Source organism: Niallia laureatilytica, assembly GCF_046613985.1.
Lineage (GTDB): Bacteria > Bacillota > Bacilli > Bacillales > Cytobacillaceae > Niallia.
On the sequence record NZ_JBKKHP010000001.1, the window covers coordinates 94,777 to 120,457 of the forward strand.

At 38.5% G+C, this 25,681-nt stretch carries 26 protein-coding genes; 2 read left to right on the forward strand and 24 right to left on the reverse strand.

Annotated features, from left to right (window positions below; genetic code table 11):
• Positions 1-52 precede the first annotated feature (52 nt).
• Both bglX and ACLIJJ_RS00495 read right to left on the reverse strand, forming a co-directional pair.
• Positions 53-2,212 carry a beta-glucosidase BglX gene (gene bglX, locus ACLIJJ_RS00490; RefSeq protein WP_411410423.1) on the reverse strand — a complete coding sequence of 720 codons (2,160 nt, stop codon included), beginning with the start codon at positions 2,210-2,212 and terminating at the stop codon, positions 53-55.
• 112 nt (positions 2,213-2,324) lie between these two features.
• Complete coding sequence (locus tag ACLIJJ_RS00495; protein WP_237941466.1) at positions 2,325-3,071, reverse strand: sugar phosphate isomerase/epimerase family protein; 747 nt, start codon at positions 3,069-3,071, stop codon at positions 2,325-2,327.
• A 212-nt stretch (positions 3,072-3,283) separates the two neighbouring features.
• Here ACLIJJ_RS00495 and ACLIJJ_RS00500 point away from each other — a divergent pair, with 212 nt between their 5' ends.
• The gene (locus tag ACLIJJ_RS00500; protein WP_411410424.1) at positions 3,284-3,481 is read left to right on the forward strand and encodes a Spo0E family sporulation regulatory protein-aspartic acid phosphatase; all 198 of its coding nucleotides are present in this window, start codon (positions 3,284-3,286) and stop codon (positions 3,479-3,481) included.
• A 38-nt stretch (positions 3,482-3,519) separates the two neighbouring features.
• Here ACLIJJ_RS00500 and spoIIP read toward each other — a convergent pair whose 3' ends face one another.
• The 6 genes from spoIIP to ACLIJJ_RS00530 form a co-directional block, all read right to left on the reverse strand.
• Positions 3,520-4,659, reverse strand: coding sequence for a stage II sporulation protein P (spoIIP, locus tag ACLIJJ_RS00505; RefSeq protein ID WP_233313771.1), 1,140 nt, complete (start codon positions 4,657-4,659; stop codon positions 3,520-3,522).
• A gap of 175 nt (positions 4,660-4,834) precedes the next feature.
• Positions 4,835-5,254: a 3-hydroxyacyl-ACP dehydratase FabZ gene (fabZ, locus tag ACLIJJ_RS00510; protein WP_233313770.1), complete on the reverse strand. Its 420-nt coding sequence runs from the start codon at positions 5,252-5,254 to the stop codon at positions 4,835-4,837.
• Positions 5,251-5,856 (reverse strand): lysophospholipid acyltransferase family protein, encoded by a 606-nt coding sequence (locus ACLIJJ_RS00515; RefSeq protein WP_233313769.1) that lies wholly within the window; start codon positions 5,854-5,856, stop codon positions 5,251-5,253. Before ACLIJJ_RS00515 ends, fabZ begins: the two co-directional genes overlap by 4 nt.
• Before the next feature lie 170 nt (positions 5,857-6,026).
• Entirely contained in the window at positions 6,027-7,067 is a 1,041-nt protein-coding gene (locus ACLIJJ_RS00520) for a sugar ABC transporter substrate-binding protein (RefSeq protein ID WP_233313768.1), read from the reverse strand.
• A complete protein-coding gene (locus ACLIJJ_RS00525) occupies positions 7,060-8,793 on the reverse strand; it encodes a methyl-accepting chemotaxis protein (RefSeq protein WP_411410425.1) in 1,734 nt (577 codons plus the stop codon). The genes ACLIJJ_RS00520 and ACLIJJ_RS00525 overlap by 8 nt, the downstream gene beginning before the upstream one ends.
• A 202-nt stretch (positions 8,794-8,995) precedes the next feature.
• Positions 8,996-9,772: an alpha/beta hydrolase family protein gene (locus tag ACLIJJ_RS00530; protein WP_237941470.1), complete on the reverse strand. Its 777-nt coding sequence runs from the start codon at positions 9,770-9,772 to the stop codon at positions 8,996-8,998.
• Between the two features lie 188 nt (positions 9,773-9,960).
• Between ACLIJJ_RS00530 and ACLIJJ_RS00535 the strand changes: the two genes are divergently transcribed.
• A complete protein-coding gene (locus ACLIJJ_RS00535; RefSeq protein WP_233313765.1) occupies positions 9,961-10,758 on the forward strand; it encodes a histidinol-phosphatase HisJ family protein in 798 nt (265 codons plus the stop codon).
• Between the two features lie 145 nt (positions 10,759-10,903).
• On the opposite strand, the gene manA is transcribed toward ACLIJJ_RS00535, so the two are convergent.
• The 16 genes from manA to ACLIJJ_RS00615 form a co-directional block, all read right to left on the reverse strand.
• Positions 10,904-11,851, reverse strand: coding sequence for a mannose-6-phosphate isomerase, class I (gene manA, locus ACLIJJ_RS00540; RefSeq protein ID WP_341076992.1), 948 nt, complete (start codon positions 11,849-11,851; stop codon positions 10,904-10,906).
• 103 nt (positions 11,852-11,954) lie between these two features.
• A complete protein-coding gene (locus tag ACLIJJ_RS00545; RefSeq protein ID WP_233313763.1) occupies positions 11,955-12,290 on the reverse strand; it encodes a hypothetical protein in 336 nt (111 codons plus the stop codon).
• Between the two features lie 28 nt (positions 12,291-12,318).
• Positions 12,319-14,283 carry a DUF6449 domain-containing protein gene (locus ACLIJJ_RS00550; protein WP_411410426.1) on the reverse strand — a complete coding sequence of 655 codons (1,965 nt, stop codon included), beginning with the start codon at positions 14,281-14,283 and terminating at the stop codon, positions 12,319-12,321.
• Positions 14,255-15,160, reverse strand: a complete 906-nt coding sequence (locus ACLIJJ_RS00555) for an ABC transporter ATP-binding protein (RefSeq protein WP_233314749.1) — start codon at positions 15,158-15,160, stop codon at positions 14,255-14,257. The genes ACLIJJ_RS00550 and ACLIJJ_RS00555 overlap by 29 nt, the downstream gene beginning before the upstream one ends.
• A 19-nt stretch (positions 15,161-15,179) precedes the next feature.
• Positions 15,180-15,542 (reverse strand): GntR family transcriptional regulator, encoded by a 363-nt coding sequence (locus ACLIJJ_RS00560; RefSeq protein WP_341076995.1) that lies wholly within the window; start codon positions 15,540-15,542, stop codon positions 15,180-15,182.
• A gap of 399 nt (positions 15,543-15,941) precedes the next feature.
• Entirely contained in the window at positions 15,942-16,277 is a 336-nt protein-coding gene (locus ACLIJJ_RS00565; protein WP_411410427.1) for a bh protein, read from the reverse strand.
• Between the two features lie 127 nt (positions 16,278-16,404).
• Positions 16,405-17,310 (reverse strand): sugar-binding transcriptional regulator, encoded by a 906-nt coding sequence (locus ACLIJJ_RS00570; protein WP_341079497.1) that lies wholly within the window; start codon positions 17,308-17,310, stop codon positions 16,405-16,407.
• Positions 17,311-17,489: 179 nt separating this feature from the next.
• A complete protein-coding gene (locus tag ACLIJJ_RS00575; RefSeq protein WP_237941473.1) occupies positions 17,490-18,227 on the reverse strand; it encodes an SDR family NAD(P)-dependent oxidoreductase in 738 nt (245 codons plus the stop codon).
• 22 nt (positions 18,228-18,249) lie between these two features.
• On the reverse strand, positions 18,250-18,903 hold the full coding sequence (locus tag ACLIJJ_RS00580) for an SDR family NAD(P)-dependent oxidoreductase (RefSeq protein ID WP_411410428.1): 654 nt from the start codon (positions 18,901-18,903) through the stop codon (positions 18,250-18,252).
• A 14-nt stretch (positions 18,904-18,917) separates the two neighbouring features.
• Positions 18,918-19,985, reverse strand: a complete 1,068-nt coding sequence (locus tag ACLIJJ_RS00585) for an alcohol dehydrogenase catalytic domain-containing protein (RefSeq protein WP_411410429.1) — start codon at positions 19,983-19,985, stop codon at positions 18,918-18,920.
• Positions 19,957-20,415, reverse strand: a complete 459-nt coding sequence (locus ACLIJJ_RS00590; RefSeq protein ID WP_251645974.1) for a hypothetical protein — start codon at positions 20,413-20,415, stop codon at positions 19,957-19,959. Before ACLIJJ_RS00590 ends, ACLIJJ_RS00585 begins: the two co-directional genes overlap by 29 nt.
• Before the next feature lie 59 nt (positions 20,416-20,474).
• Positions 20,475-20,753, reverse strand: a complete 279-nt coding sequence (locus ACLIJJ_RS00595) for a PTS sugar transporter subunit IIB (RefSeq protein ID WP_233313754.1) — start codon at positions 20,751-20,753, stop codon at positions 20,475-20,477.
• A gap of 24 nt (positions 20,754-20,777) precedes the next feature.
• On the reverse strand, positions 20,778-22,193 hold the full coding sequence (locus ACLIJJ_RS00600; RefSeq protein WP_233313753.1) for a PTS galactitol transporter subunit IIC: 1,416 nt from the start codon (positions 22,191-22,193) through the stop codon (positions 20,778-20,780).
• 54 nt (positions 22,194-22,247) lie between these two features.
• A complete protein-coding gene (locus tag ACLIJJ_RS00605) occupies positions 22,248-22,724 on the reverse strand; it encodes a PTS sugar transporter subunit IIA (RefSeq protein WP_237941476.1) in 477 nt (158 codons plus the stop codon).
• Positions 22,725-22,922: 198 nt separating this feature from the next.
• On the reverse strand, positions 22,923-24,329 hold the full coding sequence (gene lpdA / locus ACLIJJ_RS00610) for a dihydrolipoyl dehydrogenase (RefSeq protein ID WP_411410430.1): 1,407 nt from the start codon (positions 24,327-24,329) through the stop codon (positions 22,923-22,925).
• An 8-nt stretch (positions 24,330-24,337) separates the two neighbouring features.
• The gene (locus ACLIJJ_RS00615; protein WP_411410431.1) at positions 24,338-25,669 is read right to left on the reverse strand and encodes a dihydrolipoamide acetyltransferase family protein; all 1,332 of its coding nucleotides are present in this window, start codon (positions 25,667-25,669) and stop codon (positions 24,338-24,340) included.
• Positions 25,670-25,681 lie beyond the last annotated feature (12 nt).

The following is a 25,681-nucleotide window of genomic DNA, read 5'->3' on the forward strand; positions in this document are numbered from 1 at the left end:
AAACGTTTTATTTTCCAAATAATCCACTGCAAAAACTTAGATGCCCATTAAATTAACTTTCTTTTGTTATCAACGCAAATCTCCCAGACAATACATCCTCACTGCTGCTGCCCACATACAATTCAAACAAGCCTGCATCACTAGTAAAGCTCATATCAGAATGGTAGTAGCGCAGCTGTTCTTCTGTAATTTGAAATTGGATGTCCTTTGTTTCCTTTGAGTTTAAGGTTACTCTTTGGAAGTCTTTTAGTTCTTTGACGGGACGGACTACTTCGCCTGACAAATCACGAATATAGAGCTGAACAATTTCTTCTCCGGAGTAATCTCCGGTATTTGTAATGGTTAGTGTGACTTGAACGGGTTTATCTGCGCTCATCTTATCGGAGGACAATCGCAGATTAGTGTATGTGAAGTTTGTATAGCTTAAGCCAAAGCCAAATGGGAGCAGCGGCTTATTTGGAATATCTAAATATTTGGATACATAATGATCACGGCTTACTCCGTCATAGGGACGGCCTGTATTATAAGCATTATAGTAAACTGGAATTTGCCCTGCTGAATAGGGAAAAGACATAGCCAGTTTTCCTGAAGGGTTCACTTTTCCATATAGAATATTAGCTATTGCAGCGGCTCCTTCTGTACCAGGATACCATGCTTCGAGCACAGCATCAGCTTCATCTAGGACACCGTGTAAATCAAGGGGACGGCCGTTGAACAGGATGACAGCTATTGGTTTATTTAATGTTTTCATCTGTTTAATTAGCTGCAGCTGCGCCTCCGGTAAAGTGATATCACCACGGCTGCAGGCTTCACCGCTCATGGAAGCATTTTCGCCGACTGCAAGAATTAGTATATCCGCGGCCGTCGCTGCTTCTATTGCCTCAGCAACTTGTTCTTCTGTTATAGTTTCAACATTACAACCTTGTGCGACGGACAGATTTTCTGTCATTGTTTTTAGTGCTTCATGGAGGTTTACTGTCTTTTCGATTTCTCCTTTCCAAGACCATGCTCCTAAGATGTCCGATGATTGTGCGAAGGGACCAATGAGGGCGATTTTCTGCTGTTTGTCCAAGGGCAACACGTTCTCATTTTTTATAAGAACACATGATTTCTCTGCCAGTTTACGGGCAACTTCTCGATTGCTCTTAGAAAGGATCACTTCTTGTTCCTTTGCAGCATCTGCAGCTCTGTAAGGATTTTGGAATAACCCGAGCTTATCTTTCAGCTTTAGAATGCGCATCACTGCCTCGTCTAATAATGCCTCTTCCACTTTCCCTGTTTCTATCAGACTTTGCAAGCTGCTGATATAGCAAGGGGTCATCATTTCAATATCAACACCAGCAGTGATTGCCATACGGGCTGCTTCTGCTTCGTCATCAGCGACTCCATGGGGAATTAACTCTTTGACTGCGCCCCAATCTGATATCAACACACCATTAAAACCCCATTCCTCGCGAAGAATTTCTCGCATGAGCCACTTGTTGCCGCTAGCTGGAATCCCATCAACGGTGTTAAAGGATGTCATGACCATTTCACAGCCTTCATCTAGTGCTGCTTTATAGGCAGGCAGATAGGATTCTCGCATTTGGCGTTCAGACATGTTGACAGTGTTATAGTCACGGCCTCCTTCTGAGGCACCATAGGCAGCAAAATGCTTCACACATGCAGCCACTTTGCTGTAATCTTCCGCCAGATTACTGCCTTGAAAGCCTCTCACAAATGCTTTAGCAAAAGCACTGTTTAAAAAAGAGTCTTCCCCTGTCGATTCAAGCACTCGGCCCCATCTCGGATCACGGACGAGGTCAACCATTGGTGCAAAGGTGACATGTACACCAGCAACTGCTGCTTCACTAGCCGCGACCGCTGCACTTTTTTCTGCCAGCTCCATATCCCAAGAACAGCCAATCGCTAAAGGAATCGGAAAGATTGTTTTATAGCCATGAACGATGTCTGACATGAATAGGAGTGGAATTCCATGACGATTGTTTTTTAAATGCTCCTCTTGTATTTTCCGCACCGTTTCTGCTCCAGAAACACCTAAAACAGAACCGCTGTTTTTAACAACAAAGCCGCTGATGTTCATCTCTTCAAATGGACCAGTTATTTCACCTGCCAAGCCGTAATAAAAATTTCCGGCGAGCTGGATTAATTGTGCGACCTTTTCTTCTAATGTCATGTTATGAATTATTGACTTCAGATTGAGCTCAACCATCTTTCTGCCTCCCCTTATCCCTTTATCGAAACGTTTCACTAACGATTACAATTTGAATTATAAGCGTTTTCATTTCTGAGGTCAACTTAAAAACCAAGGGGAGGACTTAATACTATAAACTTGCTACTATTGTTTGTAAATTTTGCAAACCGATTTCGACACTCGCTAATGGTGGCTGAGTAAATGCTTCTTGTTCAACGATCAGCCACTCTGTACCATTCTCGTAAGCTTTTTCAACAATACCCTTTATATTTAAACTGCCATTGCCGACTTCTGTACTTTCCCGTTTACTAGCATCCAAGTCCTTCACATGGATTAGCGGAGTTCTATCCTTCCATTTGTCCAAATAGTCAATAGCATTAATCCCTGCGTATTCTAGCCAGTATGTGTCAAGCTCTGCATTTAAATAGCCGGCTGGCACTGCCTTAAACAGCCTATCAAGAATAAATTCATCATCATTGCGGGCAAATTCATGGTTATGATTATGATATAAAAGGGATAATCCTGCAGCTGCAATCTTAACACCTGTTTTCTGCATCTTTTCTGCAAAATCATTCCACTCCTCGATCGTAGGAAAGTTTGCCCAAGGACACACAATATATTTATTTCCAAGCTCTTGCTCAAATTCTATTACCTTGTCTGTGTTTTGCAAAATATCCTCCATGCTGATATGAGAACCGGCAATTTTCAACCCTAGCTCCTTTAATTTTGCTTTTATTTCTTGTGCACTTTTCCCGTAATAACCTGCAAATTCCACACCGTCATAGCCCATGCTTGCTACCTTTTCCAACGTCCCGAAAAAGTCTTGCTCAGCCTCCTCTTTTACACTCCATAACTGCAATGCGATTGGCATTTTCATAGAATCTCTCCTTTTCATGGTTTGTATAAAATACTTAAGTACTTCTTTATATATTCGAACGTACTTTTCCTCCTCTTCTGTCTAAATAATCGATTATTTTTAAAGTGAGTTGCAAAAGTTTAAAAAACATTCATTATTTGTTCATAATTTGACAGTATGATAGGTTATAAGGCTCATTTTTGTAAGGAATAATGAATAAGGGAGAATACATCTTGCTGAAGGAAAGGGATTGCAAAGAGGAAAATCTTAATAAGTTGCTTATTAAAATCAATCATCTTCGCTGTGAGTTGTTGCTAATTGCGTCACAGGAAGGTTTAGAGAGTCTTGCTGTTTTGAATATCAGCCAAGAACTTGATGTGTATATCGTCAAATACCAGCAAGTTCTCAGCAGCATAAAAATAAACAAGTAACAGCCTCCTTTCCAAAATGAAAAGGAGGCTAAGGTAGTTTACTGTTCTGTTGCACCGTTTTCTTCCCAATATATTTCGGAGAAGACGTCGGCAAAAGCTTCGATTGTCCTATTCAGTTCTTCTTGGTTATTGTCGACACCGCCTACTTCAAGAAGGATAGCTTTATCTGAGTAGTTTTGATTGTATATACCATTGCCTGAATCCTGACTTTTTCCAAATACGCCTCTGCTGATACCAGGATACTTAGCAGCAAGTTCTTCATGCATTTTTTTGGCAAAAGCCTGGTTTTTTTCATAGCCTTCATAACCTTCACCGACAACAAAAACTATCTTTGCATATGACTTGCCATTAATAGTAGCAGTTGTTTTATCTTTCCGCAATGAATCTCTGTGTATATCAATTAAATACGTAAGATCTTTGTTTTCTGCCATGGCTGTTTCTACAATTTCACTTGAAGCATTATAAGAAGCAGTATACTTCCACTTCCGGTCTAACAGTCTTTGATTCATATTTGTTTTATCATGCTGAACCCCTATCCCTTCGTTTTGCAGAAGGCTAGTTAATTTAGTACCAAGACTGACTACATTAACCCGTTCATCCGCACTGATTGCATCATCTGGGTCTTTAGCATTCTTCAACAGCGGCAAATAAGATTCTAAATTATGTGTTTGATAGATAAGAACCCGTTTTTCTGAGGAAGTTTGATTTGAATTGTTGTCTTCTGATTTTGGGGTATCTTCGGTAATTTTTTCTTCGTCTGCTTCCTTCGGATTTTTTAGTATTTCATCAGAAGGTGTTGATTCATACGGCAATTGGGCGATGGTTGTCCCTTCTTCAGCAACAATGATTTTTGTATGATAAAAGCTTAGCTGGGGCAGCTCTCGTCCTAATAGTGTTCTTGTATCATCAAGGCTGATATTTGTGGCAACCTGAAAGAATAGGTTTGATAAGGAAATAGCGCTTCCTTCCTTTGGAAAATAGTGATTTTCAAAGTTAAAGAGCTGGGAGTATAAATTGGTGGCATCGACCTTGTCGAGGGCCTCTCTTATATAATCAGAGGAGAATTTTTGTGAAACTAGTGAAGTCGTTGCACCAGAAATTAAGATAAAAACAAGGATGACTCCTAAAACAGTAGTGTAAATGTATTGGAAATAGTATTTTAATTTTGATATATGCATAGGTCGTCTCCTTTCTCTCTAAATTTATATTCAATTGTAAGAGATTTAGAAGAACGAATTTATTTAACTTTTAGTTGCTTTGGTTTATTTTTTTATTTATAAATTGAGTGCGTAAAATTTATTATAAATTTGTTAAAAAAGCGTATGTAGTAGCTCCCTTACATACGCGAAAATCTTATTTAAAGGAAAACAGCAGCTCTGTTTCACAGATTAATTCACCGCGAACGGTTGCGATTCCTTTTGCTTTGGCAATCGTTTTTTTGACCTTTGTGACGAAAACCTCCATACAAAGCTCGTCACCTGGAAAGACTGGTCTTCTTATTTTACAGTCATTTATTTTTGCTAATAACGCCCATTTGCCTTCATGTTTTTTTTCACTGTGAATGGCTACTGCTGTTACTTGAGCAATTGCTTCAATGATTAACACTCCCGGCAAAATAGGGCTTTTTGGGTTTTGACCTGTAGCAAATGTGTCTTCTTTACTGATTTGCTTAACACCTACAGCCATTTTGCCAGCCTTCAATTCCAAGATTTCATCTACGAGGGGCAGCGGATAGCGGTTTAAAATATCTTTTACAATGGCTAAATCAATCATTGCTTTTTCCCTCTTGCATCCAGCTGCAGCTGCAGACTTGCCATAACATCAGTCATTTCTTGCGTCAGCTCCGCAACATCTTTTCTCGAGCCGTCTTCCTTTTGCAGTAAAATCGGATCGCCGAACATTACTCTAATTTTATTTCCTTTTAGCAATCCCTTAAGATCTGTCGGACCGCTGTAAGCTGCTGGCACAATCGGCACTTTAGCAAGATTGGCGATTGTTGCTGCTCCTCTTTTCAGCGGAACATCCTCGGACGTTCTTGTCCCGCTTGGAAAGATGCCGACGATTTTCTTCTCTTTCAACAGTTTAACAGGCGTCTTAATACTGCTAGGCCCAGGATTTTCCCGGTCTACTGGAAAGGCGTTAATGCTGTTAAGAAACTTGGCAGCATTAGGCTTTGTGAACAGCTCTTTTTTTGCCATGAAGTGAATCTGTTTCGGCAATAGTGATGTTCCAAGTGCCACAACATCGATCCAGCCAATATGAGAGCAGGCAACAACATAACCTGTATCCTTTGGCAGTTTATCCTTGTTTATCGCCTCACTGCGCCCAAATATTTTTAAAACAATATTGGCAAAATTACTTGTGAATGTATACATGTTAAATCTCCTTTATGTAAAAATACAACGAATTATTTATGATTAGTATAACATCTGCTCTTAGTACTAGATACTATATTTTTCTATACCTTTAATTATATACTATCCAACTGAAAAAGAGTAGTCTCATCTACACACAAAAGGAGCTCATTCCTAAGCTCCTTAAGTGATTATTCTAAGTCATCCTTGTTAATAAAATTATCCTTGATTACTGTATCCTCTATATTGCCTTTAGTGACTGCTACTGGATCGAGGAGGATTGCTGGAACGTCGATTTTGCCGTTGTTCACTGTTGCTGTTGTTTCGATTTCCTCCTGATTCCCCGCCTTCATCGCGATATTTGCAGCATTTTCTGCAATTGCTTGAATCGGTTTATAAACTGTCATTGTTTGTGTTCCTGCAAGGATGCGTTTAATTCCGTCAACCTCTGCATCTTGGCCGGATACTGGAATCTTTAAGCCGCTTGCCTTTAAGGCATTAATAACACCGCCGGCAGTGCCGTCATTTGCTGCGATAACTGCCTGAATGTCATTTTTATTAGCTTTTAAAGCTTGCTTCATGCTGCTCTCGGCTGTTTCTGGCTTCCATTCAGCTGTATATTGATCATATACAAGCTTAATTTGTCCTTTATCTATATACGGCTTCAGCACTTCCATAGCTCCTTCTCTGAAGAGGATGGCGTTATTGTCTGTCTCAGCACCGCCGATATAAGCAAAATTCCCTTTATTTTGTTTTTTCAAAATTTCTTGTGCCTGCAGCTGGCCGACTTTTTTATTATCATACGAAATATAATAATCAACATCAGCATTTTTAATTAATCGGTCATAAGATATTACTTTAACATCTGCCTTATGAGCTATTTCCACTATCTCGGCAGATACTTCGGCATTATGAGGTACAACGACTAAAACATCAACACCTTCTGCAATCAACAATTCAGCCTGTTTAATCTGCACACTGTCAACCCCGTTGGCAGCAAGTGTTTTCACCTCACCGCCAAGCTCCTTAACAGTCGTTTCAAAAGCATCTTTATCTTTATACCAGCGTTCTTCTGCGAGAGTATCGAGAGAGAAGCCGACATAAACTTTACTATCATCTTGTGAAAGCTTTATTTTAGCTGTTTCCTTAACTGTATCTTGAGAGCAGGCGGACAGAAGGGAAATGCTTAGTACCATTGCTCCTGCTGCTAGTTGTTTATGCAGTTTACGCATGTCCCTTTTCCTCCTTCTCTAGTTCAAATTTTTGAATCATATTGTTCATATCATCTACCATTTGCGTAATTTCTTTAAAGTTTGCCGTAATGCTTGTCATCATATCATTTTGCTGCATCATCGAAGCAGAAACTTCTTCAAAGGACGCAGCTGATTCTTCCGACACAGCTGCAATCTGCTCAACAGATGTACTTATGCCTGTGCTCGTTTTGCTGAATTCTTTAATGATTTCAGAAATGTTCATCGTTTTATCTGTCAGATTAGCAATGCCTGCCAGGATTTCATTAAAGGAGCTTTCCGTTAATTTAATTTGTTCTGCTCCTTTGTTTACTTCCTCATACCCTTTTTCAAGCTGAGTCAGAGATTCAATACTGTTTTCCCGAATGGCTGTTACTAATCCTGTAATATCATTAATAGAATCAGAAGTTTGCACAGCCAACTTACGCACTTCCTCTGCCACTACAGAAAAACCTTTGCCAGCTTCCCCTGCTCTTGCTGCTTCAATCGAGGCATTTAAGGACAGCAAGTTTGTTTGCTCTGCAATTGATTTAATAAATGTGACAAGTTCAGTAATATTAGCTGTATTGCTTTCAAGCTCTTTCATTTTCTTAACGCTGCTTGTTACAACTGTATTAATCGTATGCATCTGTTCTAAGGACAAATGCATCAGTCTGCTTCCCTCTTTGCTTGACGTTGTAACAGCCGCGGATGTTTTTACTAATTCATTTGCATTTTCATCTGCTTCGGCAATTTGATGATTGAAATCTTGCATATTTGCGGCAATCGTTGAGGCTGCATCTGCCTGGACATTGACCCCTTCTACTAGCTCCATTACTGTCGTTGTCATCATATCAATTGTTTCGCTTACCTCAACAGCTGCTTCTGATACTTCCATACTTCTTGAATCAAGATTTGTCGACATCCCAGAAATACCATGTATTGTCTCTTTTAAACTTGAGCCCATTTTATTAATAGATTTGGATAATTGACCAATTTCATCACTGGAATCTTCCGCAAGTGGTGCAATAGCGAGCTTTCCATTTGCGATGGAATCGCTTACCTCAATGACATGTTTTAACTGACTTTGTACTCTTCTTGAGATGATGATTAAAATAGCACTGGAAACTACAATTGTCACAACAGTCAATACGCCGACAAGCAAGCTAGTTCTGCTTACAAGGGCTTTTAACGCAGTTATTGACTGATTATTTTCTGCAGAGACAAGCTTGTTCAACTGCTCCCCTTCATCTGTTACCTTTACTTTTAACTCTGTGATTTCTTTTTCCAATTCTTTATATGCTGTTGTATTAAAGTCCTTCACGTTCGGAACAACAGAGTTGAAAAATATTTCATCAATTTTTTGATTATTTTCAATCAGCTGTAAATATATTTTTTTCGCTTCTTCGCCTTCTATACTACTCTCGACTTTAAGTGCAGTCGCTGTAAACTTTTTACTTAATTCTAAGTATTCATCAAGTTTTTGATCGTTTGCATCAAGAAAATAAAGCGGTATTTGCGTATTTTTCTCTTGAAATAACGCCACTAACTCCATTGTGTTAATACTTAGCTCGTTTTTGCTGCTTACTTCATCGTTGTTTTTGGACATCTTATTTAAGGATACAAAGGTTATTGATATAGAAGTGATAAATAATACAAGTGTCAACAAAAACACAATTCCATATTTATAGCCTATTCTAAGATTTTTGAATTTAAATTTTTCTGTCAAAAAGAGTCCCTCCTATCTCTACCGGTAATATCGACAGCCGCAAACAAATGTTGAACAGGTTATGAAAAAAATTTTTCCTCCCAAAAAACACGATAAAAAAACAGCAATAAAAAAAGGATTCTGTCTGCAGAATCCTTCGCACTACTAAGTTTTCGTTATCCTAATCTCTCAGTTTAGTATGTTTTTAGAGTAAACGAACAAATCACAACATTTGTTTATTAAGCCATTGAACTGTCTTCTCTATCAGTTGTTCATAATGACTGGCACAAGAAAAAGTATGCTCTCCGTTTTCTATGATAAAAGCTTCTGCTGTGCCATTTGCACGTTGTTCGTAATTCCGTTTATATTCTTGGAGGTAATCATGGGGAATATCTGAATCACCATTGCCATGCAAAAGCAGGACATCACCATTAAAGCTGGTGCATTCTTGCAAAGGCTGATACTTTTTCATCGACTGAAAGAAATAGCCTGAAAGTGGATAGCCGTAAAAATCGATTGTCTCGGTTTCTGTTAAAGCGGAAACCTCATCCGCTCCGACTATTTTCGCTAAATCTTCATACGGGTTTCCAACGGCTGCCCACTGGATTAGCTTGCTTACTCTGTCATCTCTGTTCGCTTGAAGCAGTGTTACAGCGCCTCCTAAACTGTGACCAAGAAGAATAATTTCGTCTGTTTCCTCTTGTCGGCATGCATAGTCTATCACTGTTTTCGTTTGAGCAATCAGGTCACTCAAACCAAATTTGCCGTACTCGCCTGTGCTTTCACCGCAGCCTGCATAATCAAATCGATACACAGTATAACCGTTATTTACAAGCTCTGCTGCTGATTTCACAAAGAGACGATCCACTCCAATTCGGCTGCCAATTAAGCCATGGCAAATCAGGATAACATGATTATTTTTATTAGCTCTGTTTCTTGGATAGTCGATGGAAAGGGCAAGTTCTTCTTGCTTCCACATTAGCCTTTGATGAATTGTCATTCGTTTACCTCCCATAATCCCCTTAAATAAACTTTTCTTACAGGTTTACTTGGTTTTAATATACGCTTTTTTCTTATCTTTATATTATAGAGGGAAAACTGTTTTTTTGTCAAAAAGAATTAAATAAACTGACATGTAATTTATACTATGAAATAATAGATAGAGAGTCTTTTCATTTAGGAGGAATTATGCAATATTATACCGATTATCATCATCACTCCAATCATTCCTTTGATTCCAAAGCCGATATGGAGGAAATTTGCCAAAGCGCGATCCATAATGGCGTTCATGAAATCTGTTTTACAGAACATTTTTCTGTCAACCCGAACGCGCCTACCTTTGGGCACATGGAGTGGGAAAAGTATTTAAACGATATTAATAAATGCAAGGAACTGTTTAAAGGAAAACTCACGATAAAGCTCGGGATTGAATTATGTGAACCTCATCAAATGATGGACAGCTATCATCGTGTGCTGTCACCAATACCTTTTGATTTCATATTAGGATCTGTCCATAATTTAGGTGGCACAACCCTTAGAAAGTTTATGAATGCACATCCTGAAAAGGATATATACGAAGACTATTTCCTTGAACTAAAGGAAATGGTTAAAAATGCGGATATTGATGTTATCGCCCATTTTGACTTAATGAAACGCTATGCTTTTTCTACAAGAGGTTTATATGACTTTACTAAGCATAAAGACTTAATCGCTGACATTTTGACAATCGCCATCAACAGGGAAATCGGTCTTGAAATTAATACATCCGGCTTAAGAACAAGCCTTGAGCTCTCTATGCCACATGATGACATCTTAAAGCTGTATAAAGAATTAGGCGGACAGCTTCTGACAATCGGTTCTGATTCCCATCATGCCGCAACAGCAGGCGCAGGTTTTAAAGAAGGAATCGAGCTTGCAAAGGCATGTGGATTTACCCACTTCTACACATATTCTTTGCGTAAGCCGACCGCTGTTAAAATTGGCTGATTGAAAGCTTTCCTTACGAGGTGATTTTGCACCTCGTTTTTGTAAATATAATCAGATTATTGGTAATGACTCCATCTTATAAAAAGCCACTTTTTCTGGTGATTTTCAACAAAAAAAGAGGTGCCCTATGCACCTCTTTTCGACATTATAGATAAGAAACTATCAATTCACTGCTTCCTTCCAGTTCAAAGCTGCCAAAATCGCTAGGCAGTAGGAAGTGATCGCCTTTTTTAAACGGATAAACAGCAGAATCTTTTTTAATGCTGCCTTCCCCTTCAATGACACTGCATAGAAGAAATGGTTTTGTCTGATTGTTTATGCTCGAACCTTGTAGTTCCCATTTCTCAACAGAAAAGTAAGGGCACTCAATAAAGGTGGTTGCTGTTAAGTCACCATTTGTTTTTACCTTCACATCATACTCGTCCGCTTTATGAGGAACTGTTGTAACAGCAACTGACTGTTCAACATGCAGCTCTCTAGTATTGCCGTTTGCATCCTTCCTGTCATAATCATAAACACGGTAGGTTGTATCGGAATTTTGCTGTGTTTCCAGTATAATTATGCCTTCGCCAATTGCGTGAATAGTCCCACTTGGCACGAAGAAGAAATCACCTTTTTTAACTGGCACTTTATTCAGCAGCTCAGTCCATTTATTTTCAGTAATCATGCTGGCTAATTCTTCTTTTGTTTGAGCATGGTGGCCAAAAATAATTTCAGCACCTTCCTTGCAGTCTACAATATACCAGCATTCTGTTTTTCCTAGCTCTCCATTTTCATGAACTTTTGCATATTCATCATTCGGGTGCACTTGGACAGATAAATCTTGATTGGCATCCAAAATTTTTGTCAATAAAGGAAAACGGTCTCCTTCGGCATTTCCAAATAGCTCACGGTTGTTTTCCCATAATTCACCTAGAGTCTTACCAGCAAACTGGCCGTTTTTAACAACGCTCTGTCCATTTGGATGAGCAGAAAAAGCCCAGCATTCACCTGTAGTTTCTGTCGGTATATCGTAGCCGAAGCTGCGAAGCTCCGTTCCTCCCCAAATACGGTCCATAAAGATCGGATTAAAAAATAGCGGTTCAAAATTCATATAGTTTTAGTGCTCCTTTAAATGTTTGTTTTCCAAATTTATTCTACCATATAATGGGGCAATTTCTATCTATTTTCAAAATAAGAAAACAAAAATGGCAGGATTAACATCCTACCATGCTTCCGAGCTTTTTTTCTGCTTTGCTTTCTTTTTTAGTTGAGCTTAACGAGCTAGCTTCACTCTCCTTCATTCGGCGCAGGAGCTTCTCCTTTTGCTCAACTGTTGAATTTTTACAATTGATTGCCGTGCGAACTGCGAGCTTCTGCACATATTTCTCCCATTCTGCTTGAGCCATGCTTGTTTTATCAAGACTGGAAGTTACCGCCTTCTGCACGACAAGCTCCGCTAATTGCTGCTGCTTAATAATACAGAAGACAGAGCGGAAAAGCTTCTGGGCAAGGACTGCAATATATGCTTCGTTTATGTAATTGTCAGTCATTTGCACCTCCGCCTTTCCTGTCATTCACTTATTTTTCCAGACTATTTTTAATACTTTCTGGTAAGTTTTCTTCCGTAATGTAATTTACTTCTAATCCATATTGATCTCTTGTCTTTACATATACGGCATATTTTTCTTTCCCATAAGAATAGGTTGAAATAATCTCTTTTTGTAAGCTTTCTGTATTTACTTCTACTTTATTTGAAAGCTTATCTAGTTCTTCTTCAATATTTTCAGGAACATAATCATAATCACGGTTAATATCAATCCCTAAATCACGAGCTTTAAACACAACAACTTTTTCAACAAATTCCGGTTTGATGGTCAGTTCATTATGATATCCATGCTTTTTTAACCATGCAATCGTTTGTTTATCTTTTAAGGTTATAAAACTATCATAATAATTGTAATTATTTTCATCATTCTCTTTTAGGATAGAAATACTTGCAGAAGAAATATATCTGGTTTTCATATCCTCATATGACTCTTTCTGCTTGTCAGCAGTTAACGCAGACAAAAAGCCTTTAAGTTCTTCGGGATTAGTTATGGTAATAGCTCCGCCTTCATAAGAAAATTCGAGCGTTACCTCTGTAATATTCGTTTGTGACTCAAAATCATACACTTGCTGCTTATATTCCTTTGATTCATAAATCGGCTTAAGCCATTTACTATAATCATCTTGATTAATTGTGTATGTTCTTGTCACTTTCTTATTATTGTTGAGCTTATATTCTATTGTCAGCGGTATTACACTTTCCCCATATATTTCTACTGTGTTTTGTGTTTTAATCAATTCACGTTGCATCTCTATAACTTTTTCCATGTTTTCTGAAGAAGACAGTTTCTTCATTGCCTCATCTGTATACGTCATACTGTCATTTATAGCTACGCTTTTAATGTCATTCACTTCTGGAATGTATTGTTCATATTTGTTAATTAAGAATGGTGAAACTCCTGCCACAATTACTACTGCAATAAAGAAATAAGCATATCCTTTTAGGCGGTTGAATACTCGCCATGATTTTTGGATAAACATTTCACCAATCAAATAGCCAATTAATGAGCCGATTAAAAGACCAAACAGATGAAAACCGATGCCGTTATTCATCACTTGAAAATACAAACCAGCCAAAAGCATAAAGCAAATCGTGACTGTGTACTTAAACAATCCTCTCAAGTTACGGAATGTCAAGGTCTGATATACAGTTTCAGCATTGCGTCTTTTGTAAAGAAGCATTGCAGCCACATAAAAAATGACTGATACGACGATATAAGCTATACAAACCTTTAAGTCTGAATAATTGCTGTAGATGATGGCTGGTGCCAGTATCGGTGACAAATATATTAATTTGTCAGAGATATATTTTTCGAGAGGAAAACCATACACATAGGTGCTGAAGTTATAAAAAAGCATAAAGATAACTCCTGCTGGAAATAGCAGAAAAAGAGCTGTAAACAATCCTTGAGTAATGGATAAACCTGTAAGCATGCCGACAAAGATACAAGCAAAATATATTACCGATGTATAAACAGTAAAAATGCCAATCCAGCTCCAAATACTTTTAATAGAAATAAATATTCCTAGATCAAAAATTGAATAAGCTGCCATTAGAATTAAACCATTTAAAACTACTGGTAAAACTAACACAATAAAGCCGTTCCAAGTGAAAAAATGAAACAGGAACTTTCTGCTGACAGGCAAGCTGTGCATTAAATCGCTAAATGCTTTATTTTGTATATAACGAAACAGAAAAATGCCAAGCAAGATAGGAGTCAACAATAAGACACCCATTTGAATCTCTGGAATGACATCGAAAATCTGTTCAAATACTATGTTATTTCCCCATTCTCTATATTCCTTTTTGTCTAAGAGAACTAGATGCATTGGTATCGCAAAAAACAAGACTAAAAAAGAAAGAATACCAATCCAGCCGACATTGCGGAAGATTAATAGATATAATTGCTTATAATATAAAGGTTTCTTTGATGGCATAATCTAATTCCTCCATTTGATAAATAAAAATCTCTTCTAATGTAAGAGGCAAGATATCCAGCAATAAGGGCGATAATAGCTCAATCTGTTTGACAATTGCTTCTCTATCTCCTTTAACGATAAGCATGCTGACACTTCCACGCTGTTCAAAATGAACAATGTCTAAAGAATCTTTCAATAATTCTTTTGCACCTTGTTCGGAAAAAGCGACTTGGATTTTGTGGAAATCAAGCTTTATATCATCAATATCATTTTCAATCAAACATTTTCCTTTATGAATAATGCTGATATGGTCACATAAATCTTCCACTTCTGAGAGATTATGAGAAGAAATGATAACCGTCATTTCATTTTCTGCGACTTGGTTTACGATTAGTTTCTTTACTTTCGAACGTATAACAGGATCCAAGCCGTCAAAAGGCTCATCTAATATTAAAATTTCCGGCTGTGTGGAGAAAGCAAGCCAAAAAGCGATCTGTCTTTGTACACCTTTGGAAAAATGATGGATTTTTTTATTTTTGTCTATAGCTAGCTGATCTCCCATTTTATTGAATAATTCATCATTCCAATTGGAGAACTGTTCCTTGTAAAAAGAAGCCATTTGTTTTGTTGTATAATGCGGTAAAAAAGAAGGATAGTCTGCAATAAAGAACATCTTCTGTTTCAGGGAAGTATTTTCAAATACCATCTCTCCATCTACTGTTACCGTTCCTTCTTCCTGCTTATAAATTCCCGCTATCATTTTTAAGATTGTTGTTTTTCCTGCCCCGTTGGAGCCAAGCAGTCCATAAATGCTACCTTTTCGTATATTCAAACTCATATGGTCGAGAATGATATCCTTATCAATGCGCTTTACGACTTGTTTTAATTCAATCATCGGCATTATTCCCTCCCCCTTAATTAATCAATTTCCTGATATGCATAAGCAAATCCTCAGGCTGAATGCCTAAGTACAATGCTTCTTTCACCGCTTTTTCCAACCTCTCTAGCGCCTCTTTTATTTTGCTGTCATCTTGAACGAACTCAGAAGCCTTCACAAAGCTGCCCTTTCCTTTAACGGAATAGATGTAGCCTCTTACTTCGAGCTCACGATAAGCCTTTTGGATGGTATTTGGATTAATCGTCAGCTGTGTCGCCATCGTTCGAACAGATGGAAGCTGTTCATCAGCCTTCAGCACTCCTGTTACAATCAGCTCGATCAACTTTTCCACCAGTTGTTCATAGATAGGTGTCCTGCTTCTTATATCCAGTTCAAACATATTCAGCCCCCCATCTGTACTAAGTGTACTATTATGCGTAATACAGTTATTATATTATATAAAAAGCTCTAAAAAAAGAACTAAAATGAATTTTTTTCCTTTATTTCCATTTTTATTTCTTGTCAGTTTGCCATTTCACAGAGCAAATATACCTCTTATTAGCAAGAATACCATGTAATATATTGCTGAGATTTTCCATACAGGAATGGTGCGTTTCACTTTTGACATACATCTTTGTTCATTTTTTGTTTTAACAGCAGATTATTTAAATTAAATTAATATTTTTATTGCTTGTCCCTAGTTTCTGCAAAGATCAATATTCCAATTTAGAAAAGCAGTATTTTTTTCTTCATAAAAAAACAGGATAAATAACTATCCTGCTGCGGTATTTTAAGCTATTTAGTTGCCGTCTTTAAATTTCTTTAATGCCGTTCTTGTTTCATCCATATATCTTTTAAATCGATATGGTTTGCTTAGCGCACGTTTTGGAAATTCTCCAAGAAATTTATTTAAATCATCTCTGTATTCTTGGGTTAGTCTAGTAGGTTTTGTAACAATTCGTTTATATATTTCTTTATATAGCTCTCTTTTCGGATTCAAATGCATATCAAGTTTACGGTGGCAATTTGTACACTCTGTACTAGAGATTTTATGGTTTAAATATTGAACACTGTGCAGAGTTTCATCTTGACAATGTGAACAATATAGGAAGACATCTAATTTTGTGATTTCCATCGTAATCTCTCCTTATCCTTAATGAGGAAAATTGATTCCGTATTATGATGCATCGTAAATACCACTAATTAACATTATTATATTCGATTTTTTCTGGATTAGGTACAAGATATACAGAAAAATTTACTCACGTTATGTTTTTAATAATAGCATTTGCAGTTAATTCATCGGTAATCAATACATCAATAAACTTGCCCTGTAATGCCCCTAATATACTTGCAACTTTATGTTCCCCTTCCACAACTGCAATTACTTTTTTGATTCCTTTAAACTCTTCCAACGTAATGCCGATTACTTTTGTATTTAACGAATCATTGATAGGCTTCCCGTTTTGATCGAAAAAGCGGAAGCCGATATCGCCGATTGCACCTACGTCTCGAAGTTGGGCAAGGTCATTTTCTTGTAAATATCCTAGTCTCAATAATGTTGAATCATCAAAAGGATTGCCGATTCCGATGAGAGCAACATCTACATTCCTGCCTATTTCTAAAACTGTTTGAATATCCTCCATCCCCATCAGCCGCTGTTTTAGTTCTTCTGTTTCGACAATGGCGGGTGCATACAAATAGGCACATGTACTTTGGAGTTTTTTCGCTAATTCGTTTGCCAGTTGGTTTGCATGGATTTGTACTTGTTTAACTCCCATCCCTCCTTCTAATGGAACAACGGTAATATCTTCTTTTCGCTCAAAAGGATACTCCTGTACGAGATTAGCTAACGTTTCTCCCCAAGAGATTCCAATACTTTTAACGTCTTTCATATTGTTAGAAATATAGCTGGCCCCCGCTTGACCTACTTCCCGTTTTGCTCTTTCTGCCGATAGCCCATTATTAGGAACAACCACAGCATCTGCTAGGTCAAAATATTGCTCCAGCTTTCTTTCTAATTCTACAGTGTGCACACTTTCATCCTTTATATATATCTTAACGATTCCTTCATCCTTTGCCCTTTGCAATAACTTTGAAATAACTGGTCTTGAAACACCTAGTTTTTGGGCAATTTGTGCTTGTGTCCAGCCGTCATTATAGTACATGCTGGAAACCTTCACTAATTGTCGTTTTTCTTGCCATTCCACGCTTCATCATCTCCTCTTTCTACAGCCAATCCATAATTACAAATGTTATGTATAAGAACATATTACAGCATATTTTTAGGAAAATCATTACGTCTTATCATAAAAAAACCGAGAATTATGATTCTCGGGGAAACTGTTTATAAGACACTTTTATATGTTCTTCCGCCATCTAACAGCAAGATTTGGCCATGCACATATTTGCCTTCCTCACTGCTTAAATATTTTACCGCCTGACAAACATCAATTGGTGTACCAAGCCGTCCAATTGGAATGGCTTTTTTCAGCTCAGCCTTTGATTGTTCTGTCGGATATAAAATATCGAGCATATCTGATTCAATTACCCTTGGTGCGACAACATTTATATTTATATGGTTATTTCCCAATTCTTGAACAAGGGATCTCATTAACCCAAATGCCCCGCCCTTTGAGGCCGTATATTGGATTCCGCCGCCAGTGCCAGTAATAGCAGATCCTGACCCAATAATAACGATGCTTCCGCCGCTCTCGATCAACGGATATATGAATTTAATGCTGTAAAAAAGACCGTGCAGGTTTACAGCCAATGTTTTTTGCCAAACAGCCCAATCCATTTCAAGTAAGCTGATTGATTTTGTAATACCTGCTGAGTAAACAAGTGTGTGAATGGTGCCAAACCTCTTTTTTATTTGTTCTGCAAGGAGTTCGATACTTTCCCAAGAACTAGCGTCTGCTTCCAATGGAATAAGAGTACTTTGGCCGTTTTCTAGAACTAACTGTTCCAAGGATTGTTTATTAATATCTGCAACAGCAACCTGATGTTTATCTGCTGCATAATGTAACGCAATTTCCTTGCCGATGCCACTTGCTCCGCCTATAATAAGAATATTTTTTTTCATATACAGCACCTCAAATCATAAACTATTCTTCATCCAAATAAGCTGAACATGCTAGTAACGTCTTATTTGCTACTGCTTCGATCATGTGTCTTCTACTCTTTAAAGGGAGTGACTGATTATGTAGCTTAACAGGAACACAAACTTCCTTCACCTTTATGCCCTTTTCTTTAAACTCTCTTGCCAAGCCCTTTGTAAATGAGTTTAATGCACTTTTGGATGCCGCATAATGAGGACCAATATCTCCTGTAAATGCCGCTTGTGAAGTTATATTAATAATGGTTCCGCTGCCATGCTCTATCATGGCTGGGAGAATTTCCTGACAGCATAGAAAAGGTGTATCCAGATTTCTTTGAAAAGCAGCTAACCATGTCTGTGGTGTCAGCTGATCAATTGTAAAGCTATCCTTCTTTTCTGCCAGATTGATGAGAATATCTATTTTTTTATCTTCTGCGATGATTTTATTGACTACCGTTCGAACCTCTTCACGTGAGTCCAATTTACTTATAATAGTGGTTGTATTCACATAATGCTGATTGGAACCTGCTGTATTTTCGCTAAATTGATGACTCCAAACCTTAGCGCCATTCTTTACAAGCTTTTCGCAAATAACGGTACCAAGACTATCATCCGCTCCTGTTACAAGTACTATTTTTTCATTTAACCTTAAATCAACCATTGCTCCCCCTCTTTCTATGGTGTTATTAGCACTTTCAAAACACTTGCAGTAGGATTATGTGCCGTTGCGATTGCTTTATCTAACTCTGCTAACGGAAAGCGGTGGGTAATCATCCTTTCTACATCAAACACTTTATTTTTCAACATATACACAGCTTTTTCATAATTATATGGATTGGAAGAGTAGGAGCCGATTACTTTAATTTCATCCTTAAAAAATTTTGCTGCAGGTATGGCTACCTCTGTGTCTTTAAATGGTGCAAAAACTAATACGGTCCCGCCTCTTGCAACACATTCCAATGCTTCAGGTAAAAGAGAGGAAATGCTGGCGGAAATGATGATGATATCTGCTCCCCTTCCATTTGTCAGCTCTAATACTTTTTCAGCTACATTTTCCTTTTGACTGTTAATAGCCTCATCAGCACCGAACTCTAGTGCTTTATCCAAACGAAAAGGATTAATATCACTGACAATAATGTTGGAAGCATATAAGGCTCTGGCAATTTGTACTTGCAGGAGGCCAATTTGGCCAGCGCCCATAATAAAAATCGTATCTCCTGGGTGTGTATCTATTAATTCAAAGCCATGAAGACAGCAGGCGATTGGTTCGACAAGCGCTCCTTGTTCATAGCTCATTCCGTTTGGAAGTAGCCCCATCGTATGTTTTACATGCAATGCTGGCACACGGATATATTCAGAAAATCCGCCTGGATCTAGATTGGTTTGTTTAAATTGCGCACATAAGCTGAACGAACCTCTCTTGCAATAATGGCAGGTAAAGCATGGAACATGGTGAGCGACAAATACTCTATCACCCACTTTGTAATCCTTTACTTTAGCACCTGTTTTCACTATTTCCCCTGAAACTTCATGGCCAAGAACAGTTTCAGGCGGCACTTTTTCGTCGATTACTTTATGAATATCTGTTCCGCATAGTCCGCAATACTCCATGCGAATTAACACTTCCTCGTCACCGATAGTAGGAATATGCCGGTCTTCATAGTTTATTTGTTCCTTGTTATAGTAAGCAGCAACTTTCATCGGCAGTGCTCTGTCATTTTGACTGTACGGTTTCACCTTCATGCTTTTCACGTCCTTCTGCTTGTGCTTTTATTATGGTTAATAATTCTTGATACCCATCGAGCTTATTAGAAATCCAATAGCGGCCTCCTAACAGACGGAAATTGCCAATTCTGATAAAGGATTTTCCTACATATCCATAATCTTTAACGGTAAATTCTGTGACCTCTTGCCATTTATACTCATGCTTTCGCCAAAACCCAATAAATGCGATTGCCTCAGAAGAGACAGTAATTTGCGAAGGGTTATTTAAACCAATAACAGAGGAAACAAATAATAGAGGCATCACGATTAAAACAAGCAAATAAATACCCTCTGAACCATTATTTATTAGGCTGTTTATAGCCCAAATAAACATGCCAATCATTAAGATCACAGGAAAAATAATAGAAAACCAAAATACTGTTGTACTGTAGCGATAGTGCTTCATCATCTCTCCTCCATTTTAAAAAAGCAAAAGAACACAACATCGTTTTTTTGCTTTTTTATCGCTTATTCTAAATGGCTAATAATCTTTTCCATATCTGCATCAATTCCAACCCCTGTCAAAAAAGAGATTGTTTGTATAACTGGTGTTCCGCCTGTATTACTTACTGGTGTTGTTGTGACAATTAAATCTGCACCTGCCGCTTTAGACGGCACCTCCGATACTTTACATTGCTCCACAATAACATTCAATCCTTTGTTTTTTAATATTTCTTCTATTTTTTTCGCTACGACTGTGGATGTGGCAACTGCTGTACCACAGGAAACCAAGATTTTTTTTGCCATTGTAATTCCTCCTATAATAAATAATTAAGCTTTAAAAGCAGTTTCATCTTCCTCTAGTTGAACAGGCTTTAATGTCTTCGCATCTAATCCCATTTCTTTCGCATATTGTTTTTTAATGTCATTTCTGACCCAATACCAGAGCGAGGCGTACAAAATCGCAGCTATAATCGCACCGATAAAGTATGGATTGCTTGGGTCAAGCAATCGGACGATAATCCATGGAATGACGTGTGATCCTAAATCTATACCAGAAATTTGTGTAGCTCCCTCTGGGAAATCAAAGCCGACTGCTCTTCCCATCGTTGTTGCTAAATCTGCAAGATTAGTAGCAATAAAGAAGACGATCATCAAGGTGACGATACTGTTAATAATGCCGCGGATAATATTGCCGCGTGCTGCTGCGACTGCCCAAACGACTGTAAAGGGAAGTACTGCAAAATCCGCAAAAGGCAGCATACCGTTATATGGTAAAATTACAGCTAATAATAAGGTAATAGGAACCATGATTAGTGCAACCGCCATATTTGATGCTGTTCCGATAACAATCGCTGTATCAAGCCCAATATAAACATTCTTACCAGGGAACTTTTTATTGATTAAGTCGCGGGCTCCTTCTGAAATAGGGATTAGTCCTTCCATTAATAGAGCTACCATTCTTGGCATCAAAATTAATACTGCAGACATCTGAATCCCTAATGTTAGAATTCCTTTAGCATCGTATCCGCCCAGAAAACCAATCAGCAATCCAAGCACTAATCCCATTACGAGGGGCTCTCCAAAAATCCCAAATCTTTTCTTTAATGTTTCAGGATCTGCCTCGATTTTATTAATTCCTGGTATTTTATCCACAATCCGGTTGCTAGCATATGTGATGGGAGCAAAGTTAACTGTTTCCGAGTGAGCCATTGAGACTCCTTTTAACCCAAAGTGGTGTTCGACAGCCGGGGCAGTCCAGTCCGCCAATTTGAGGGTTATCGCAGAAACAATTAAGCCAACAGCAATTGCTAAAATCATGTTATCGTAGGCATAATAAGTGACCGAGGCAGCGAAGATTAAATGCCAGAAGTTCCAAATATCAACATTTAGTGTTTTTGTTAAATTCGTTGACAGCATGATTACATTTAAAACCAGTACTAATGGAATCATTAATGGTGCTACAGGCGTTCCAAAGGAAATAGCAGCACCGATTGGCCATCCCACATCAAGAATATCTAAATTTAATCCTAATTTCTCTACCATCGCTTGGGCAGCTGGTCCGATTGCCCCCGATAAAAGCCCGATAACAAGATTTACACCTATGAAACCAATCCCAATGGTTATACCTGCTGTAAATGACTTTTTAAAGCCTTGCTTTAACAGTAAGCCAAATACTGTCATAATGATCGGCAGCATAATAGATGGACCTAAATCTAATACAAAATCTACAGCTTGCTTAATCATAAAAAGACCCCCTCACAATAGATAGCGCTTACATTTCTGGTGAAAAAAAAAGTGCTAAACACTTATCTGATTTATTTCCCTGTCTAATACAGAAAGCAGCTCTTTAGCAGATGCTGCATTTTTCAACTGGGACATGGCAGCTTCATTTTGAAAGACACCCATTAACCGTTCGAGCATCACAAGCTGTTTAGTAGGTTCAGATATTGCTAACATCAAGACAATCTCCACATTCACTGGTGTATCTGTACTGCCCATTACGATAAATTCTACTGGGTGCTCTAATACTGCCACAGCAATCATCGGGGTGACTACATGTTCTGGATCAGTATGGGGAATTGCCACGCCCATCGAAGCTAGAGGCAAGCCTGTTGGAAAAATGCTTTCCCTTTCTAAAATAGAAGCTAAAAAAGTATCTTTAACATAATTGTATTTCTTTAGCTTTTCATAAAGCCTCGTCATTACCTCCTCCCTATTTGCAGCTTTAACATGCAATTGAATTACCTTTTCATCTAATTGAATTAACTTTTCCATTGTTGTCTCCCTCCTTTCGTTTGTAGTGATTTTTACTTTTGTTCAATAGCGTTACATTTGTAATCATCATAAAATACAGAACCTGTTCAGTCAAGACATTTTAAGAAAATTCTTATTATTTAATTTCGTCTATTCCTCTTATTATTTTAACTGCACAAAAAAGCCTATTATTACTAGGCTTTTTTGTTGCGAATATGATTAGATAGCCGAATGTATTTCTTTATTCGCTTTTGATTTGTAGACTGCATTCAGCGCTGCTTCATAGAAGGTTTCTGAAATTGTCGGATGCGGATGAATCATGGAAGCTGCCTCTTCTATTGTTCCTTCTAGGTACATAAAAGCTGAGGCGTTTGCGATCAATTCTGTTACATTTCCACCTGCCATAACGACACCGATAATCTCGCCAAACCTTGCTTCATAAATGATTTTAGTAAATCCTTCTGGCTGACCGGCACTTATTGCTTTCCCGCTCCCGCCAAAATTAAATGTCTCTATTTTCACGTCCATTCCTTGCGCTTTTGCGGCTGCTTCTGACAAACCGACAGATGCAATCTCTGGAAGAGTGTAAATGCAGCGCGGCATTACTTTATAGTCAATAAGGTCTTTTCTTCCTGAAGCATTATTTACAGCAACTATTCCTTCTGCACTTGCAGCATGTGCTAGCTGCCATCCGCCAATGACGTCTCCGATAGCATACACATTTGTCATGCTTGTTTCCATTTGGCTGTTAACTTGAAGAAAAGGTCCGTTCGTTTCTAATGGAAGCCCTGTAACTGCTGATAGATTCGGCCGGCGCCCAGTACATACGATTAATATATCTGTGTGAAGCTTTTGCTCATTCCCCTTTTCATCCTCACAGACTACTAGTTTCGTCCCTTCAGTTTCCTCTACTCTCTGCACTTTAGCATTTGTATGGATGGTAATCCCTTTTTTCTTGAGACTACTAGTTAAGAACTTGGAAGCTTCGATATCCTCTGTCGGGATAATCTTGTCAGAAGCTTCGATAATGCTTACTTCTGCTTGTAAGGCAGCAAAGATAGTTGCAAATTCTACTCCAATTACGCCACCGCCGATAATGACGACCGATTTAGGTATCTCTTCCAAATCGAAAACTGTATCACTAGTTTCATAGGAAACAGTTTCTAATCCTGAAATCGGCGGCACCGCAGGGACAGAGCCAGTTGCAATAATGATTTTATTGCCCTTAATAGTCTCTTCCTTACTAGCGGATTGAATCATTACTTTTCCATCAGGCAGTACTGTTCCATAGCCGTTATAAGCATCCACCTTTCCTTTTTTTAAAAGGAAAGCAATGCCGTTGCGAAGGCGTTTAACGACGTCATCTTTTCGGTTCTTCATTTTACTTAAAGATAACTGAAGCGGTCCTGAGTCAATTCCCCACTCTTTCCCTTTTTCGATTTGTTCAATAATTTCAGCATGCTTTAAATATGTTTTGGAGGGAATACAGCCTCGATTCAAGCATGTTCCACCGAGAAAGTCTGCCTCAATAAGGGCTGTCTTTTGTCCAAGTTCTGCTGCATGCAGAGCCGCTGTATATCCACCCGGTCCTCCGCCGATAACAACAATATCATAGGTTTTCACCATTATACCTCCTATGCTAATAACTCATATGGGTTTTCCAATATTTGCTTTAATTCTGTTAAAAACGCTGCGGCCGGGGCTCCATCGATTGCTCGATGATCAAAGGAGAGACTTAATGTCATCATTGGCCGAATTTCCAGACTGTTATTTATAGCTACAGGTTTATCCTGAATGCGGCCGACTCCTAATATGGCACTTTCAGGCTGATTAATGATCGGCGTAAAAGCATCAACTGCATACATTCCAAGGTTGGAGATCGTAAAGGTAGAGCCTTTTAGTTGTTCTGGGAGCAGCTTATTTTCACGCGCTCTCTGTCCGATATCTTTTGCCTCCATTGTAACTGCAGTGAGTCCTTTTGAAGAAACGTCTTTTATGACTGGAACCATTAAACCGTCAGGAACCGCTACTGCCAAACCGATGTTAATTTCTCTGTACTGAACAATTTCGTCTCCTACTACAGATGCATTCACATGAGGATGACGACTTAATGCGGTCCCTGCCGCTTTTATGATAATATCTGTAAACGATAAACGAAGGCCTGTTTGTTTTTCGACAACTGGTAAGAGGGATGTTCGCAGTTCTTTTACTTTGGTCATGTCTGCTTCTGTGGTTAATGTAACATGTGGTGCGGTATAAGCGCTTTGTGCCATCCTTTCGGCAATAACTTTTCGAATCCCAGACATTTTCTTCCGTATTTCCATTGATTCTAGCACTGGTTCTGATTCCATTGATTTTGCTGGCAGCGCTGATAATACGTCTGCTTTCACAATCTTGCCCTTTGCTCCGCTTCCAGCAACAGTATTTAAGTCCACTTGTGCTGCTGCAGCTATTTTTTTCGCAAGTGGTGTTGCCTTTGTATTATCTTCTAGTTGCAGCAACACATCTTTTTTATGAATGCGGCCGTTTGGTCCGCTTCCGTTAATGAAAACTAAATCTAGTTTGTTTGTGCGGGCCATTTGCCGAGCAGCTGGGGTTGCCCGAGGTTTTTCTTCCGTTTGTATGTGATTATGGGAGAGTTCTTGTTGAATAGAAACTGATTCTGCTTGTTCTCTCACCTCTGTTTCACCGCCAGCAATGCCTGGCGAATTGGCAGGCACTGCTTCACCCTTTGCACCGATATAGCCAACAATATGGTTAACTGGTACCTCCGTGTCAACATCGACATATTTTTTTAACAACACACCATCATCATAGGCTTCTACTTCAATGTTAATTTTATCTGTCATTATTTCAAACAGCGGTTCACCGATTTCGACAGTCTCTCCTTCTTCTTTAAACCACTGCAGAAGTGTCCCGACTGCCATCGTGCTGCTTAACTTAGGCATAAATATTTCTTTTGCCATATTGGCTTTCCC